The sequence below is a fragment of the Candidatus Methylobacter favarea genome (assembly GCF_902806695.1).
In the GTDB taxonomy this organism is placed as follows: domain Bacteria; phylum Pseudomonadota; class Gammaproteobacteria; order Methylococcales; family Methylomonadaceae; genus Methylobacter_B; species Methylobacter_B favarea.
On record NZ_CADCXN010000074.1, the window covers coordinates 1 to 16,351 of the forward strand.

The 16,351-nt window shown below is 46.1% G+C and carries 15 protein-coding genes, 1 tRNA gene and 1 pseudogene; 2 read left to right on the forward strand and 15 right to left on the reverse strand.

Annotation, left to right across the window (positions count from 1 at the left end):
- Positions 1 to 502: 502 nt before the first annotated feature.
- The 15 genes and pseudogenes from HUX64_RS11685 to glnA form a co-directional block, all read right to left on the reverse strand.
- The gene (locus tag HUX64_RS11685; RefSeq protein ID WP_174626413.1) at positions 503 to 1,345 is read right to left on the reverse strand and encodes a F0F1 ATP synthase subunit gamma; all 843 of its coding nucleotides are present in this window, start codon (positions 1,343 to 1,345) and stop codon (positions 503 to 505) included.
- Positions 1,342 to 2,826, reverse strand: a complete 1,485-nt coding sequence (locus HUX64_RS11690; protein WP_174626414.1) for a F0F1 ATP synthase subunit alpha — start codon at positions 2,824 to 2,826, stop codon at positions 1,342 to 1,344. Before HUX64_RS11690 ends, HUX64_RS11685 begins: the two co-directional genes overlap by 4 nt.
- Positions 2,813 to 3,562, reverse strand: a complete 750-nt coding sequence (locus HUX64_RS11695) for a F0F1 ATP synthase subunit delta (RefSeq protein WP_174626415.1) — start codon at positions 3,560 to 3,562, stop codon at positions 2,813 to 2,815. Before HUX64_RS11695 ends, HUX64_RS11690 begins: the two co-directional genes overlap by 14 nt.
- A gap of 15 nt (positions 3,563 to 3,577) precedes the next feature.
- The gene (locus HUX64_RS11700) at positions 3,578 to 3,844 is read right to left on the reverse strand and encodes an ATP synthase subunit c family protein (protein ID WP_174626416.1); all 267 of its coding nucleotides are present in this window, start codon (positions 3,842 to 3,844) and stop codon (positions 3,578 to 3,580) included.
- 2 nt (positions 3,845 to 3,846) lie between these two features.
- Entirely contained in the window at positions 3,847 to 4,512 is a 666-nt protein-coding gene (locus HUX64_RS11705; protein ID WP_174626417.1) for a F0F1 ATP synthase subunit A, read from the reverse strand.
- A gap of 11 nt (positions 4,513 to 4,523) precedes the next feature.
- Positions 4,524 to 4,793: an AtpZ/AtpI family protein gene (locus tag HUX64_RS11710; protein ID WP_174626418.1), complete on the reverse strand. Its 270-nt coding sequence runs from the start codon at positions 4,791 to 4,793 to the stop codon at positions 4,524 to 4,526.
- Positions 4,790 to 5,200 (reverse strand): F0F1 ATP synthase subunit delta/epsilon, encoded by a 411-nt coding sequence (locus tag HUX64_RS11715; RefSeq protein ID WP_174626419.1) that lies wholly within the window; start codon positions 5,198 to 5,200, stop codon positions 4,790 to 4,792. The genes HUX64_RS11710 and HUX64_RS11715 overlap by 4 nt, the downstream gene beginning before the upstream one ends.
- A 2-nt stretch (positions 5,201 to 5,202) precedes the next feature.
- Positions 5,203 to 6,591, reverse strand: coding sequence for a F0F1 ATP synthase subunit beta (atpD, locus tag HUX64_RS11720; RefSeq protein ID WP_174626420.1), 1,389 nt, complete (start codon positions 6,589 to 6,591; stop codon positions 5,203 to 5,205).
- Positions 6,592 to 6,846: 255 nt separating this feature from the next.
- Entirely contained in the window at positions 6,847 to 7,680 is an 834-nt protein-coding gene (locus HUX64_RS11725; protein WP_174626421.1) for a GGDEF domain-containing protein, read from the reverse strand.
- 121 nt (positions 7,681 to 7,801) lie between these two features.
- Positions 7,802 to 8,326 (reverse strand): helix-turn-helix domain-containing protein, encoded by a 525-nt coding sequence (locus HUX64_RS20440; protein WP_425484257.1) that lies wholly within the window; start codon positions 8,324 to 8,326, stop codon positions 7,802 to 7,804.
- An 81-nt stretch (positions 8,327 to 8,407) separates the two neighbouring features.
- Positions 8,408 to 8,697, reverse strand: a pseudogene (locus HUX64_RS20445) (recombinase family protein); the annotation flags it as partial.
- Positions 8,698 to 8,755: 58 nt separating this feature from the next.
- Positions 8,756 to 9,013: a DUF5615 family PIN-like protein gene (locus HUX64_RS11735; protein ID WP_217426510.1), complete on the reverse strand. Its 258-nt coding sequence runs from the start codon at positions 9,011 to 9,013 to the stop codon at positions 8,756 to 8,758.
- Positions 9,014 to 9,543: 530 nt separating this feature from the next.
- Positions 9,544 to 10,956, reverse strand: coding sequence for a nitrogen regulation protein NR(I) (ntrC, locus tag HUX64_RS11740; RefSeq protein WP_174626422.1), 1,413 nt, complete (start codon positions 10,954 to 10,956; stop codon positions 9,544 to 9,546).
- Complete coding sequence (glnL, locus tag HUX64_RS11745; RefSeq protein WP_174626423.1) at positions 10,949 to 11,998, reverse strand: nitrogen regulation protein NR(II); 1,050 nt, start codon at positions 11,996 to 11,998, stop codon at positions 10,949 to 10,951. The genes ntrC and glnL overlap by 8 nt, the downstream gene beginning before the upstream one ends.
- A 264-nt stretch (positions 11,999 to 12,262) precedes the next feature.
- Positions 12,263 to 13,672, reverse strand: a complete 1,410-nt coding sequence (gene glnA, locus HUX64_RS11750; RefSeq protein ID WP_174626424.1) for a glutamate--ammonia ligase — start codon at positions 13,670 to 13,672, stop codon at positions 12,263 to 12,265.
- A gap of 349 nt (positions 13,673 to 14,021) precedes the next feature.
- Between glnA and HUX64_RS11755 the strand changes: the two genes are divergently transcribed.
- Complete coding sequence (locus HUX64_RS11755; protein ID WP_174626425.1) at positions 14,022 to 15,374, forward strand: porin; 1,353 nt, start codon at positions 14,022 to 14,024, stop codon at positions 15,372 to 15,374.
- A 243-nt stretch (positions 15,375 to 15,617) separates the two neighbouring features.
- Positions 15,618 to 15,693 (forward strand) — tRNA-Lys (locus HUX64_RS11760).
- Positions 15,694 to 16,351: the final 658 nt, after the last annotated feature.

The window sequence follows — 16,351 nt, forward strand, 5'->3', positions numbered from 1 at the left end:
GGCCATTCGCTCGGCCGTCTTTGCAGTTCGCTTGCTTGCCGCATTTTGGACAATCCATCACGCCCTCCCAAGGCATCTGAATGTTCCAAAACTTATACATTGTCTATATTTATTTAGCAATGCCTTATTTTACTGATAAATGCGCTATAAGCCTAGTCAAAACATGAGTAACAGTAACGGTCTTTTTCAACTCGGTTGCTTTGACTTTTAATGCGATCCGGATGTGATAACAGCAAGCGATATGATTGCTTTGCGAGCGGCTTTGCGGGGTATTGGCATTTTTCGGCGTCGCTCAACTGTTTGAGTTCGCGGTTAAATTCTTCGACCTGCCAGCCCGCCTCATTCGACTCTTGAACGAACTGTGCGCTCAGGAGTCATCCCGCTCAGTGGTAAATGCTAAGTCAATGCTCGGACAATAGGTTGACGCAGGTGTAGTTGACCGGCATGCTGATTTTGGATGTTAATGAGGTTGATCGCAAGACTGACAATCATGGTAGGGAATTTAAGTGCTTGGGGAATTTAACAGGATTACTTCTATTTCTTCGGTAATTTCTTCCTGCCGATAGATTTGCAATTTTCTATGAAGGTTAACGGTTTCATCATCCAGATGCATTATGGCGCCTTCCAAATGCCGCAAACGGTTGTTATTTTCAGCCATTAATGAAATATAAAAAACTTCATGAAGTGCAGCAAACAAGTAATAGCTTATAAGGTCAGTGTAAAATTCCGCAGCTTCAAGGTTGAGGATCGGCGGATAAGCGAATTGAACCGCTTTTTTTTGTTGTGTTGGAAAGGGCGGAAATAATTGCCTTTGGGTAATAAACCCGACTGCATAATCATGGTAAATAACGGTCAGCCGAATTGCCAACTGACTTAAGCCAAGTAGTTTACCTGTTTCCTCGCTTGCGCTAAGCGTATTGATGAGTTGATTAATAATCGAGGGTACTTCTTCTGCCACATTGGCGCCGGCAATTTCCGAAATTATGGGCAGCGGATTCTCAGAAAGCTTATTTGCAAGTCGGGAACCAACTGCTATAACTCCAGAATATTTATCTTTATTAAGGGCTTCGACAAGACTTTTATTAAAATCGCCGCAAAAACCGCGTTCAGTTCCCACTAAAATAGCTATGTGTTTGTGATAATCCTCCTCAATAGCCAATTCCGGATTAAAACTTAAAAAATCCAGCGCTGCATTTTCTATATTAGCCACTGCTTTTCCTTGCATGGTTTGAAAACGGGAAAGCTTATGAATCTCCATAAATGCCAGATTTTTCATTGCATTTAATATAGAGCGAATTTCCTCCAATTGCGTAATATGAAAACGTAGTTCATGACTTTGGCTCATGACGGCGGCTTATCGACCGCAAGCCAGTCGGCTACAGCTTGCTTCCATTGAGCCGGACTGCTGTCCAATGACAAGGTTGTGGCATCAGCTTCATTTTCTAATTTTACTAAACACCGGAACAATTCATTAAATTCCAGTGTATTGAAAAGACCTGCATTAAATGCGGTCAGCCAGGCCAACTCGAATAAACTACTGTTCGGTTTTAGCCTATCCTGCTTGAGTATTTCGCGTAGCAACCGTCCGCGTTTGATACGCGCTTCCATTGACGCTTCCAGACGCTGCCCGAAACGGGTAAAGGCTTCCAACTCCAAAAACTGGAGATAATCGAGCTTCATTTGCCCGGCTTGATCCCGAATACTCGGATGTTGGGCCTTTCCGCCTATTCGCGACACCGATTTGGCGATGTTGATGGCCGGTCGAAAACCAACATTAAACAAGCTGATATCCAGATAGATTTGGCCGTCAGTGATCGAAATCAAATTGGTGGGAATATAAGCGGCAATTTCACCCTGCTTGGTTTCAACGATAGGAAAGGCAGTCATGCTGCCACCGCCGTTTTCGGCATTCAATCTGGTTGAACGCTCTAATAGACGAGAATGCACAAAGAAAATGTCGCCGGGAAAAGCCTCCCTTCCAGGCGGCCGGCGTAATAATAACGATAACTCTCGATAGGTTCTGGCATGGGTGGAAAGGTCGTCGTAAATAATCAAGGTATCACGCCCCTGAGCCATCCAGTACTCAGCCAATGCGCAACCGGCAAAAGGGGCGATGTATTGCAGCCCAGGCAGCGCGCTCGCTTCGGCAACCACACATACCGTGTAATCGAGCGCGCCCTGCGATCTTAGTGTTTCTATTGTATTGACAACGGCCGAACGTTTTTGGCCGATAAGGACATAAATGCAAATCACATTCTTGTCTTTTTGGTTTACGACCGTGTCAATAGCAATCGATGACCTGCCCAGCCCTTCATCGCCTACCAGCAATTGCCGCTGCCCTTTACCGATGGGAATCAAGGTATCAATAATTTTGATGCCGGTGTATAAAGGTTTATTAACAAAATCCCTGGCGATAATAGGCGGTGAATTCTGTTCCAGATTACCTCTGCCGATATGAGTCGGCTGAGCCTTTCCATCAAGCGGGGCCCCGAGCGGATCGACTATCCGGCCTAAAAAATCGTCGCCCACCGGAATACTCAGCGGATGACGAGCATGACGGACGAAAGTGCCAGCGGTAAGGCTTTCGGTTTCATATAATAATATAGCGCCGATGCTGTCGCGGTTCAGATCGAATACCATAGCACGGCTGCCATCGGCAAATATTAAAATATCCTCAATGGCGGCTGAAGGTAAACCCTTAATCCAGGCAATGCCATCGCCAACGGAAACGACAGTTCCTTGCTCGGTAATTTGTAAATTAAGCCGATAGCTGAAAAGCCAATTAGTTTGTTTTTCCAGGGCGCCTTTTAAGCTATTCAGACTCATAAGCAATTTCAGCAAATCCGGCTAATTCCTGTCTTACATTGGCTTGCAAAACCCAAGCGCCAATATCTATGCGAACACCCGCTATTAATGCAGTATCCTGTTGATACTGAAAATTCATTAAAGGGCTGATTAATAAACCTAATTTTTGCTCTAATTGCTGCCTTTGATCATTAGAAAGCAGATATGCACTGCTTACTTTAACGATTAATGATTTTTTTGAATCCGCTAGCTGAAGACTGCTTTTAGCGGCTTCGGGTAAGAAGGCAAGTTGGTCGATTAACAAGTCAAATAACCGATTTTCCACTTCCGGACCAGCTGTTTGCTGCAATATCAAACCCGCAAAGCGCGCACCGTTTTCTAGGGCCTGTTTTTCAACGTGTTGTTGAAATTCTTCTTGCTGGCGGGTGAGTGTTACGTTGGCTTTTTGACGTTCCTGTTCAAGCTCCCTTCGGAGCTTTTCCAATTGCGCGCTTTTTTCAACTTCAAATTGCTGGTGCAGTTCGGATTGCGCTGCCTTTTTTTCTTGTTCCCAAAGTTGTTGACGATTTTCATAGAGCCTGCGTTGTTCTTCGGCTTCATCATGAAGTTTTTTAGCCTTTTCAAGCGATTGGTCTATATGTTGCTTACGCTTGGCGATCATCTCCAGCAGCGGCTTATAGAAAAGCCGCTGCAAAATCCAGATCAGTACCAGGAAATTGATGATCTCTAAAATAAATGTTGTGGTGCTAAATTCCATTCTGATTTCTTACGCTTATTTCACGATGTACTCAAGCAAGGGATTGCGGAATAACACAATCAAGATAATAACCAGGCTATAAATGGCCAACGATTCGATCATTGCCAGACCGATAAACAAGGTGCGCATAATTGACTTTTCTGATTCTGGTTGCCGGGAGAGGGCCTCCAGTGCGCTGCTGATGGCCTTGCCCATCGCCAATGCCGGCAGCATAATGCCGAGGGCAATCCCGAAAATGGCGGCGATGCTCGATCCTAAAACGATCATGGAAATATCGGACATGCTTACTCCTGTGGATTAAGTTGCTGGGATTGTATCGCGCCTGCCAAGTAGATCAGCGCCAGCATACCGAAAATATAAGCCTGCACCAATGCCTCGATAATATGCAGCATCAGGATCGGAATGGGCGCCAGAAAGCCAGCCACCAGTAAAATTAACATGGCCGCCATTTCCAAGCTCATCATGTTTCCGAATAAACGAATTGCCAGCGCCAAGGTGCGTGTAAATTCGCTAATGATATGGAAGGGCAATAGAATAGGACTCGGCGTCAAATAATGATGGAGATATCTTTTTAAGCCTTGCGTTTTAATGCCGAACCAGTGAACCGAAAAAAATACCAACACTGCCAGTGCCGCAGTCACCGATAGGTCGCGTGTCGGGGAGTGTAATCCCGGTATTAAGCCAATCAGATTGGCGATAGTGAGGAATATCCACAAGGAAGCTATGAATGGCATAATCTGTCGGCCATGTTCAGGCGCCACAGCCAGGATTGCTTCGTCGATTGCGGTGACTATGCTTTCGAAAACCGTTTGCCTGGCGCCCGGAAATAACTTTAAACTTCGGGTCGAAAGCCAGGCAATTAACGTTAATACCAACATGATGCCCCAGGTTGTGATAACGGAGAGACTAATAACAACGGCGCCAAGGGCAAAAGAATAAGCATTTTCCATGACTTTTCCTGCTAATCTTTAATCAGAAAATACACGTTTAAAATCCCGATGACTACGCCGGTGAGCAATAAGCTGAGAGTCCAATGCATTGAATATCCGGCCATCATCCCATCCAGCCAGCTTCCCAGATAAGCGCCGGCAATAATCGGCAGAACCATGACCAACCCTAACGTACCGATATAAATCGTCTGCGATAACAAATTAGGCCGGTCATGCTCAGCTTTTTTTATCCGGGTAATTTGGCTTTTGATTTTTATTTTCAAATTTTGCAGATCTTTCATTGCTGCCCATCCGGTTTACGTTGCCAGGACACCATGCGTTTTAGCAGGGCCTGTTCCATTCTCTGCAGGCAAAGACGGGTTTCCCGTAAGTTGTCTTCTTCGGTTATTAACTGCTGATCCAATAAAGTGCTGATCCGGTCAAAGTCAGGGTCAATAAAAAAATGCCGGGTGCTCAGTGTTAACACATTATTCTTAAAATACAACACCCCTCCGAGCAGCGCCAGATATTGCCAATTTTCCGAACGCTGCCGAAACCGGGCCAATCCCACTACCAAGGTGGTTATAAACCGATCATGATTGGCTTGAATACCGAAACTTCCCGATGCATCCATAGCCATAAAACTGCTTACTTCCTCGATGGTAAGCTCATTGGCGGCATCGTACAAATTCATTACAAACGAATTCATGATCAATCCTGCAGCGAACCGCGCATATAGCATTGCTCTTCACTGAGATTATCGTATTGTCCCACTAAAAGTGACTCGCAATCCGCCAACACTTTTTCAAGCGGAACAGATACGCCTGATTGCTTGCTGTGCTGGGCTAAAACTGAAAACGGCTGGGTTAGATAGCGCTGCAGCTTTCGCGCTCGCATGATTATTTTTCGGTCATCCTCGGACAACTCTTCTACACCTAACATGGCGATAATATCTTCCAGCTCGTCGTAGCGGGCCAAATGTTCGCGCACTGCTTGAGCGACTGAATAATGCCGGTCGCCCAATGTCTTCCTGTCCATAAGCTTGCTGCTGGAACGGAGCGGATCGACAGCCGGATAGATGCCTTTACTAGCTTGGTTCCTGGAAAGAATTACTGTTGTATCCAGATGGCTGAGGATGGCGCTGACAGCCGGATCCGTCATGTCATCGGCGGGTACATACACGGCCTGAACAGAGGTGATTGCGCCTTGCCGGGTAGATAGTATTCGGTCTTCCAGCTCTGCAACTTCAGAAGTCAGTGTCGGCTGATAACCCACTGTTGCAGGCATACGCCCGAGCAGGCTGGATATTTCACTGCCAGCCTGGACAAAGCGAAACACATTGTCCATAACAAACAGCACTTCCTTATGCAAAGTATCTCTCAGGTATTCCGCATAAGTTAATGCGGATAAACCGACGCGGAAACGTACTCCCGGCGATTCATCCATTTGTCCAAACACCATCAATGTATCGGACATGACGCCCGCTTGTTGCATTTCACGCCACAGCTCATGAGCTTCACGAATCCGTTCGCCAACGCCGGCAAAAACTGAAACACCTTTATGGATGGCGGAAACTGAATGGATGAATTCCATAATCAAGACGGTTTTCCCAACGCCCGCGCCGCCGAATAAGCCGGTTTTTCCGCCCTTTACAAAAGGACATAAGAGGTCGACTACTTTGATGCCTGTTTCAAGGATGCCGCTTATCCCGATCGCTTCTGACAAGGGCAATGGTTTCGAGTGAATATTCCGGAATTCGTCGTGAAGTAAAGGTGCTTGACCGTCCAGCGGCTCTCCGAATATATTCAATAAGCGGCCTAGGCATTCCTTAGTCACCGGTACCTGCAATGGCGCTCCGGTATCGTAAACCATCATGCCTCGGCTTAATCCGGCAGTCCCGTGTAAAGTTATCGCCCGGATACTGCATTCATCAATATGTTGATGCACCTCAAATAGATAAGTGGTGTGGTCAAAACGCGTATATAAAGCCTGTCGCAAGGGCGGAAGCCGGGTGCAATCGATAATCACCACAGGCCCATGCGTTTCAGTTATTATACCAATGGCTTGTTGAGCATTTTTTTGAGTTTGCAAATTGTTCAATATTAATATTTTTAATTAGAAAGGCTAGGCTTTTTCAGAATTTAATATCAGAATTTAATAGAAGTAGCAACATATTGAATTTTACTGGACAAATTCTTGCTTGAATACTTTGCTGCGCATTCCCCTTTTTTGGGGGAGCCAAGAGAGGGTTAAGCGGTGCTTTTCTTCTTTATAAAATGCTCTTTCGTTCCTTGCCGCTCAACTAATGAGCAGTCACTGTTGCTGAATGGCGAGCGAGCGCCTGGAAAGCCAGGATCACTGTGCAAATGCATAGCCAGATTTGTTTCGTTTGGCCTCGTACATTGCCTGGTCGGCGCTCTTGACCAAATCAAATCCGGTAATTCCGTCTTTCGGGAAAATTGAAATGCCTATGCTCGGCTTGATAATAAGTTCGCCTGTGCTGAGCTGACAAGGCACTTGAATTGCATTGGCGATCTTTTCGGCAATAAAATTGATATCACGAACGTCTCCGAACTTCATCATCAGGCACAAAAACTCGTCACCGCCATGACGACTGACTGTGTCGGCTTCTCGAGTATTGTGTTTCAATCGTTCGGCAACAGTTTTCAGCACGGCGTCACCAACATCATGTCCATACACGTCATTGATTTGCTTGAAGTCATCAAGATCCATGAACATCACCGCCAAAGTCCAACCGTAGCGTTTGGCCTGGGCCAGGCCGTGCTCCACCCGATTATCGAAGAGTGCGCGGTTTGGCAAACCGGTCAAAGGATCATGAAAGGCGGCATGACGCGCTACTGCCTCCTCTTGCGTGACCATAGTCAGCCGTTGATCCAGCATGTGGCGCACCTCGACCTCTACCTGCAGGGCCTGGTTCACGACGGTCAGCTTGTCAGCCGCTTCCTGCACCTTACCTTCAATCGCCTCGCTCTTTTCAAGGGCATAATCAATCCCTGACTGTTGATTGTGACCAGCGGCTTCCTCCTTGAGCACGGTATTGACCGACGACAACTCTTCGGCACACTCTTCCACCAGGTCTTTTACATGCTCGCTTTGCCCGAGTAACCTGGTCATGGAGGTGACGGGTAAGATCCTGCCGGTCGTTGTTGATCCTGGGTTATTTTTCATGGTGGTTATCGTGTCTTCGCCTCATTGTCAAATTTTTCATTGTGCCGCCCGGGTGACCTCGGGTAAAACGGGAATAAGCTCCGATTAAACTTGTGAGTATATGCGGGGAACTAATCGCTGTCTATATGGGCTCCTGCCAACATAAGCAAAATATTTGAAGCCCTGTGGTTTTCGACAATAAGCACCGGCTTTCACATTCCTGGGCTTTGCCGCGCATGGAAATATACAGGATTTCGAGCTGGCATTCGTCCAGCAGGAAAACTGACTGCGCTTCACTGCCCTGCGAAACATCCTTTCGAAATTCCTGGGGCGACTGGCTAAATCTTTCCAGACCAGGAGTGATTGATGACGTCAACGTCGGCTGAGAATGTCCGAAATTTGTGTATACAGTGGAAGAGTAGTGGCCAAATTTTTGAATTTCAGTGTAGCAGGACGTACGACTGCACGTGTCGCAAGCGGAAAGCTTTTGCGGGTCGATAATGATATTTCGCCCAGTTAAAATCGGACTCCCGCAACTTATGGGTTCGCGGATGCAGGACCATCGATACAGAGTCGGCACCGAAACGCCAAGATTCTTTGCCACGTCCCGGGGCGGCACACCGTTAGCCAGCAATTTCTGGGTAAACTCAATCTTACTGTCGGTCATCTGCCGCTTACGGCCCCCTGCTCGGCCCATTTGCCGTGCAACTTCAAGTCCCGTTCGGGTTCGTTCAACGGCCCGTTCTCTCTCCATTTCCGCCAGGCTCGCCATGACGTGGAAAAAAATCGCCCGGATGGGGCGCCCGTATCAAAGGCGTCGGTGAGGCTTTTGAATTGAACGCCTTGCTTGTGCAACTCGCCAACCAGATTAACCAGATTTTTGACACTCCGACCTAGCCTATCCAGTTTCCAGATAACGAGCATATCGTCTTCGCGTAACAGTTCCCGTGCCTTGATCAAACCGGGGCGCTCAGCACGGCTACCGCTGATTTTGCCGTCGAAAATATTCTTGCAGCCAGCCTCAATCAAGGCATCCACTTGAAGTTCAAGGTTTTGATCTTGCGTCGAGACGCGGGCATAGCCAATAAATATTTGTCTAATCCAGAGACCAGTTTAAAGGCAGTAATCGCATTCGGGTGCGATTCGGATCAACGTTCAGCAAGTCGCTATTCTCCAATTCGGATGCCATTTGCCGCACAGCGGCGATGACCTGCAATCCTATCACGTCAGGACTGACATCTTCCGCGCGAATTTGCACGACGCAGGGCTTCTCGCCATGGGTAGCGGCAAGGATTGCGCTGAAGTCCAAATCGTGGGTGAGGACAACATAATCATTTGCACTGGCGTAGGCCATGATTTCGGAGTCCGGCGCGTTGTTGGCACCCAGTGCTGCCAGTGCTTTGCCTCAATGCCAACACCGGCCAACAACACGATTCAGCGCGGAAACAGGTTCATATCAACGATCAGCTTCATGCGAAGGCCAATAAGACCTCGCGTTCTTCCGCTAACCAGGCAGCGTAAGAGACCCTTGGCGAGCAGAAGATCCTCGAGGTCACCGGGCTTCCGCTCGCGCCCGAGCTCGAAGCTCGTCACCTGCTGAGGGCCGATGCGAGTAGCAAGAACAGACCATAATCGGCTCAGCGCCCATTATCCAGAGGCATCTCGACGTCATGGCGAGCCGTCAAACTGACTCGACGATTATTATCAATACCATAGGGAGTACTGCCTCACAAGAAAAATTATGACTTATTGAAAAAGCAGGATGGCCGCCTGCAGTTTCACTTTACGCCGACCTCGGCAAGCTGGCTAAACCAAAGCGGATTCGGTAAGGCAGCCAAATCAGCAATACAATAGCTGATTTACGCAATTAAACACCAGGCAGCCTCATTCCTCTATGCCCAGTTCTTTTATTTTACGGGTAAGGGTGTTTCTGCCGTAGCCGAGTAAAATAGCAGCTTCATGACGTTTGCCATGCGTATAATTTAATGCGCTTTTAATTAAAATTGTCTCTACTGCGGGGATGGTTTGCTTGGCTACTTCCGATGCTTTGGTCATTAATTGCTGTTCTATCCATACTCTCAGCAACGATTCCCAATCAGTACCTTCTGTATCTTTTTTGTCGGAGGGTGTTTTGATCAATTCAGCGGGCAGATCGTGTAAATGGATTTCCCGCCCCGATGCCATAACTGTCAGCCAGCGGCAACTATTTTCCAGTTGCCTTACATTTCCAGGCCATTCCAGCGTGCTTAAAAAAGCCTCGGCAGCGGGGTTCAGTATTTTAATTTCAGAATTAAGCTCAATAGCCGCTTGATTCAGAAAGTGGCGTAACAGCAGAGGTATATCCTGTTTGCGCTCGCGTAAGGGAGGAATATGTATGCGAATGACATTTAGCCGATGGAATAAATCTTCCCGAAAACGTCCCTGGTTAACTAATACTTCAAGATTTTGGTGGGTAGCGGCAATAATTCGTACATCTACTTTAACGGAAGCATGCGCCCCCACCGGATAAAATTCGCCATCCGCAAGCACTCTTAATAGACGGGTTTGTAATTCTGCCGGCATGTCGCCTATCTCATCAAGAAACAGAGTGCCGCCATTGGCCTGCTCAAAGCGGCCTGAACGCCGCGATTGAGCCCCCGTAAAAGCGCCTTTTTCATGCCCGAAAAGTTCGGATTCCATAAGGTCCTTGGGGATAGCAGCCATGTTTAAGGCAATAAAGGGATTTTCAGCCCTGGGACTATGACGATGTAAGGCTTTGGCAACCAGCTCCTTTCCCGTTCCCGATTCGCCATTAATAAGCACGGTAATATGTGAGCGGGCAAGCCGGCCAATGGCGCGAAAAACCTCCTGCATCGCGGGGGCCGCGCCGATAATTTCGGGCGTGTTTTCTACCGGGGCAATTTCTTTTTGAGTTTCCAGTTGTTGTCGTCCATGAATACAGGCTCGATGGGCAAGATCAACGACTTCTTTAATGTCAAAGGGCTTGGGTAAATATTCAAATGCACCACCGTGGAATGCAGAAACAGCGCTTTCCAAATCAGAGTGGGCCGTCATAACAATCACCGGTAAATCGGGATGATTGATTTGAACTTTGTCTAAAAGCTCCAGGCCGTCCATGCCGGGCATGCGAATATCTGTTAACAAGGCATCCGGCAGATCGCCATGTAAGGCATGCAGTAAATCTTTGGCGCTGGAAAAACTGCGCGTGTGTATGGAGGCTTTTTGTAGTGCTTTCTCCAGAACCCAGCGTATGGACTTATCGTCATCAATGATCCAGACTGTTTCGGCATTATTCATTATCAGCCTCTACGGGTAAAAAAATTGAAAAAACAGTATTACCAGGTTCGCTATTGCATTCTATTAATCCGTTATGCTGGTTAATAAGGGATTGCGCAATCGATAAGCCCAGCCCGGTGCCTTCTGCGCGTCCTGTAATCATGGGATAAAATATTTGATTCATCATGTCCCCATCTATGCCGGGCCCGTTATCGATAATGTCAATTTTTGCAGTTAATTTATAGCGTTTACGGCCTATGTTCATTTGCCGGTGAATCCGGGTTTTGATGGTAATATTTCCTTTGCCGTCGACAGCCTGAACCGCATTTCTGGCGATATTCAGGATGGCCTGGATTAATTGGTCCTTGTCGGCCTGCAAGTCAGGGATACTGGGATCGTAATCAGTTTTAATCAATAGGTTACCGCTGGATTCGGCTTGAACCAATTGTCTTACTCTTTCCACTACTTCATGAATATTCAAAGCTTGCTTTTTTGGGAGTTTATTAGGTCCAAGCATTTTATCCATCAAACCTTGCAAACGGTCAGATTCAGCAATAATAATGCGGGTATACTCTTTAAGTTCCGGGTCGTGTAATTCCAGATCCAGCAACTGGGCTGCGCCGCGCAAGCCGCCTAAGGGGTTTTTGATTTCATGAGCCAGACCTCTTACCAGCAATCGGGCGGTATTTTGCTGAGTTAATAGCTGCTCTTCTTTGGATATACGCAGGTGATTATCCACTTGTTGAAGTTCTACCAGGATTTCACTGACTTTCTCATTGCGGAACAATGGCGTCACGCTAAAGTTAACCGTAATATTTGACAATAAACGGTCCAAAGTAAGTTCACGGCCTAACAACGGCTCTTCCATAGTCAGGCATTGTTCCAGATTTATCATTAATGCCGGGTCGGAAGCCTTGAATAAATCATAGGCCCTAAGCCCTGTTAAATGGCGGGCGCTGCCTGCAAGCAGAATTTCTCCGGCAGTATTGATATAAGTGAGAATTAAGTCACGATCAAATAACAAGATCGCTTCATTGATATGGTCGAGTATGCGTTTATACACTGTATTCTTGGCTTGCTGGTAATTTTAAATGCCATTGATGCATTTATCAGCAATTTATAGGCCAATATGTATTTTATCTCTATTTAGAAAGTCATGGGTAATTTATAGAGCCAACCAAAGCTAATACAGAAGAATCCCGAGCAATGATGATAGTTGACTATTGAACCTGCTAAAGCATAATAATATATATTCTATATAAATAAAAACGCCCCAAACTGGGGCGTTTTTTTAGGAGCCTGGAAGCTATTCTTAACAGCTTCTCTGTCAAAGACTATAGTACATGTCGTATTCCACAGGATGAGTACTCATGCGGATCCGGGTAACTTCTTCCATTTTCAATTTAATATAACCGTCAATTACATCATTCGTAAAAACACCGCTGCGAATTAAAAATTCACGATCGTTATCAAGCGCATCTAATGCCTGATCGAAGGCATGGCAGACTTGCGGTATGTTTTTCTCTTCTTCCGGCGGCAGATCATACAGATCCTTATCCATCGAATCGCCAGGATGAATTTTGTTCTGGATGCCATCCAGACCCGCCATCAGCATGGCTGAAAATGCCAGGTAGGGGTTGGCAGTTGAATCCGGAAAACGTATTTCAATGCGGCGGCCTTTGGGATTGTTTACAAAGGGAATACGAATGGAAGCCGAGCGGTTACGTGCAGAATACGCCAGCATAACAGGTGCTTCAAAGCCGGGAACCAGGCGTTTGTAGCTGTTGGTTGAGGCATTGGTAAAAGCATTGAGGGTCTTGGCATGTTTAATGATCCCGCCAATATAATATAATGCGGTTTCAGATAGACCGCCGTAAAGATCACCCGTGAACAGATTGACGCCGCCTTTGGCTAAAGACTGGTGAACATGCATGCCGTTGCCATTATCTCCGACCATGGGTTTAGGCATAAATGTCGCGGTTTTACCATATGCATGTGCAATATTGGCCACCACATATTTTAAAATTAATACTTCATCGGCCTTTTTAACCAGAGTATTGAATTTTACCCCGATTTCACATTGACCTGCGGTGGCGACTTCGTGATGGTGAACTTCCGTGACTAGACCCATTTCCTGCAGAGTCAGGCACATCGCAGAACGCATATCCTGAAGTGAATCCACAGGGGGAACGGGGAAGTATCCGCCTTTAATGCCGGGACGGTGACCAATATTGCCGTCTTCGTAGACTTTTTGCGAGTTCCAGCCTGCTTCCTCTGAATCGATTTTGTAGAAAGAGCCGCTCATATCGTTACCCCAACGAATATCATCAAATATGAAGAATTCATTTTCAGGTCCAAAGAAGGCTGTGTCGGCAATGCCAGTCGATTGTAAATAGTTTTCCGCACGCTTGGCCAGAGAACGAGGGTCGCGCTCATAACCTTGCATGTTTTTGGGTTCAATAATATCGCAGCGCAAATTTAACGTATTATCATCATAGAAAGGATCCATAACAGCTGTAGTCGGATCAGGCATTAAAATCATATCGGATTCATTAATATGCTTCCAGCCTGAAATTGAAGAGCCGTCAAACATATTGCCTTCTTCAAAAGTATCCTCATCAATGGTATAAGCGGGAAATGTCACATGCTGTTCTTTACCGCGAGTATCACAAAAACGAAAATCAACGAATTTTACGTCATTGTCCTTAATCATTTTAAGTACGTTTTCTACAGACATTTAAGTCTCCTGGGGGTTATAAAATCAGTTTTTTATGCCTAGGCTCATAACATAACACTTTTTTTAATGCATTAGCCACTAAAAAAAACGGTGCAGAAAGACTCCTGTTATGGGCCTAATCCTAAGAATAATATAGTTAAATAATTTTCCTATCTGAACATATTTATGAGCCATCTATCGCACATTTTTAGTGCACTTCCAACCGGAATTGCCCGGAATATGTGCGTTCACTTTTATTTTGTTGCATTAAACCTATGATTATTAGCTAAAATACAACTGGCATTTTATTTGCTGCTATTATTATTCATAGGCACCTTGCCTTAACTGATTAATCAACGAGGATAATTACATGAAAAACCGTCCCAACCATGATCGTTTTAAACTTAAGCCATTGGCGCTAGGCTTCGCATTAATTTCAGCTTTTGGCGCGGCGCATGCAAAAAGTTTAACGGAAGCTGACAGTTTACTCGAAGCTATGGGCGATCCTAATGAAAGCTCGCTAATGAAAAACATGGGAGTTAAAGTGGGCGCCTGGCTTAATACAGGCGTGACTTATAATGGCAATGATCCAGCCAATAAATTTAATGGTCCGGTCACTTTTGGAGATCGTTCGGCCGAACTGCAACTAAACCAGTTGAATTTGTATATACAGAGAGCGGTAGCCACAGAAGGAGATTCATGGGATATCGGAGGCCGCTTCGATGTCATGTTCGGTACTGACTCTATTTTTACGCAAGCCTACGGCGTTCCGGCATTTGATGTAAATACCGGGCAGCCCTTAAACAGGGGCAACTATGACCTTAATCTTCTTAATCATAACAGTCGTTTTTATGATCTTGCAATACCCCAGGCTTACCTGGAGGCCTACGTGCCTGTAGGCAAGGGTCTGAATCTTAAGGCCGGCCATTTTTATACGCCGATTGGTTATGAAACGGTTCCTGCCCCGGACAACTTTTTTTACACCCATGCTTACACCATGCAATATGGCGAACCGTTCACTCATACCGGCTTATTGGGTAACTATGCGGTCGACAGTAACTGGGCTGTTATGGGGGGTGCCGTTACCGGCAGCGCCACGGGCGGCTGGGATGGCAATTTTAATAAGCAGTTAGGCAACTGGGATGGTATCGCCGGCGTCACCTGGACCAGCGACGACAAAGGAACCTCGGCCAATATCAGCGGCACCTATGGCGGCACATCCGAGCATAGCAGTCAGTCCTGGGGGCTTTACAGCATAGTGGTGAAGCATAATATCACCGATAAGTTTCACATGGTTTTACAACATGACCACGGCTACGCCAATAAGGTCTTGTTGGGCGGAGTGCCCACTGACGCACAATGGTATGGGGTCAATACGCATTGGTACTATGATATTCTCGATAATTTGGCGGCAGGCATCCGCGGCGAGTGGTTCCGCGATCAAAACGGTTTCCGCGTCTGTGCTCCTGGCCGTGTATCTGCAGCTACCGATAATCAAGGAATTAGTTATGCTTCCAGCGGTAATTTCACCGCCAATTGTGGTGCCGCCAGTTATTACGCAGTCACTGCTGGCGTGAACTGGAAGCCGGTAAAATGGCTGAATATTCGGCCGAATGTTCGTTATGATTGGGTTGATGCAGGCACCTTAGCAGGTACCGGGCCATTCGGTGAAAATAAAAGAGACCAATTTCTGTTCTCGACCGATATGAATATTAATTTTTAATCGTCGAACGACGAAACCTGCCCTCTAAAAAATGCGCCTGCGGGCGCATTTTTTGTCTCCTTGAAGAGATACACGCCCAATATTCCTGCATAAAACTCGAATCGAATAGCGAATTTCTGTAATACAGGAATCTCATTACTCAGTCTTTTTTTCTTTGAATAGAATATTAACACTATCCAGAATCAGTTTATTCTTGGATTTGCCGGATGAATCCCTTTATAATTGTTAGGTAACGAATTTCTCGGGGTGTTAGCTCAGTTGGTAGAGCAGTGGACTCTTAATCCATCGGTCCAGGGTTCGAGTCCCTGACGCCCCACCAATAACATCAAGGAGTTACGTATTTTCGTAATAAGTAATAATATCTCGGTGCTATGCCGGTGCTATGTAGCTTAATAAATATTGAAAAAATTGTAATAACATTTTTCATTTTTAGCCAAAAAACGGATGCGGTTGTTATCAGGCAACATCATTTCGCTTTGAAGTCTGCCAGGAGCTTATCAAACAGCGGGCTTAATGGACTAGCGGGAGCATTTGAACAGAAACTTACGGTTTCAGAAAACAGAAAATTATATTGTAATAAAAAACAATCAGCTAAGATTCCCATGATCAGCAATAGCTTGTCTGACTATTGCCCGAGTCGTGTAGTGGTATCTTATTGATTGTACTTAAAATTAAACCATAACCGTAATTTTCTGCACAGATGCTCCCGTTAGTCCTTCTTGGCGATCTGTATCGGAGGCTTCGGCCTCACACGTCGTGGCGTGATATCGACTATCGCATTCGCGGAGACGTGAAAAGATTTCTAAGTTTGGAAGTCGGAGATGGGCTTAATCCGCAATTCATATTCAGCAGTGGCCAACGGCGTGCTACTGGACTTGCTTTTTTGCTTTCGGTTTATTTAGCTACATCCTGGAGTCATTTCAGGACTTTGATTCTTGATGATCCAGTACAACACATAGATGACTTTCGCGCAGTTC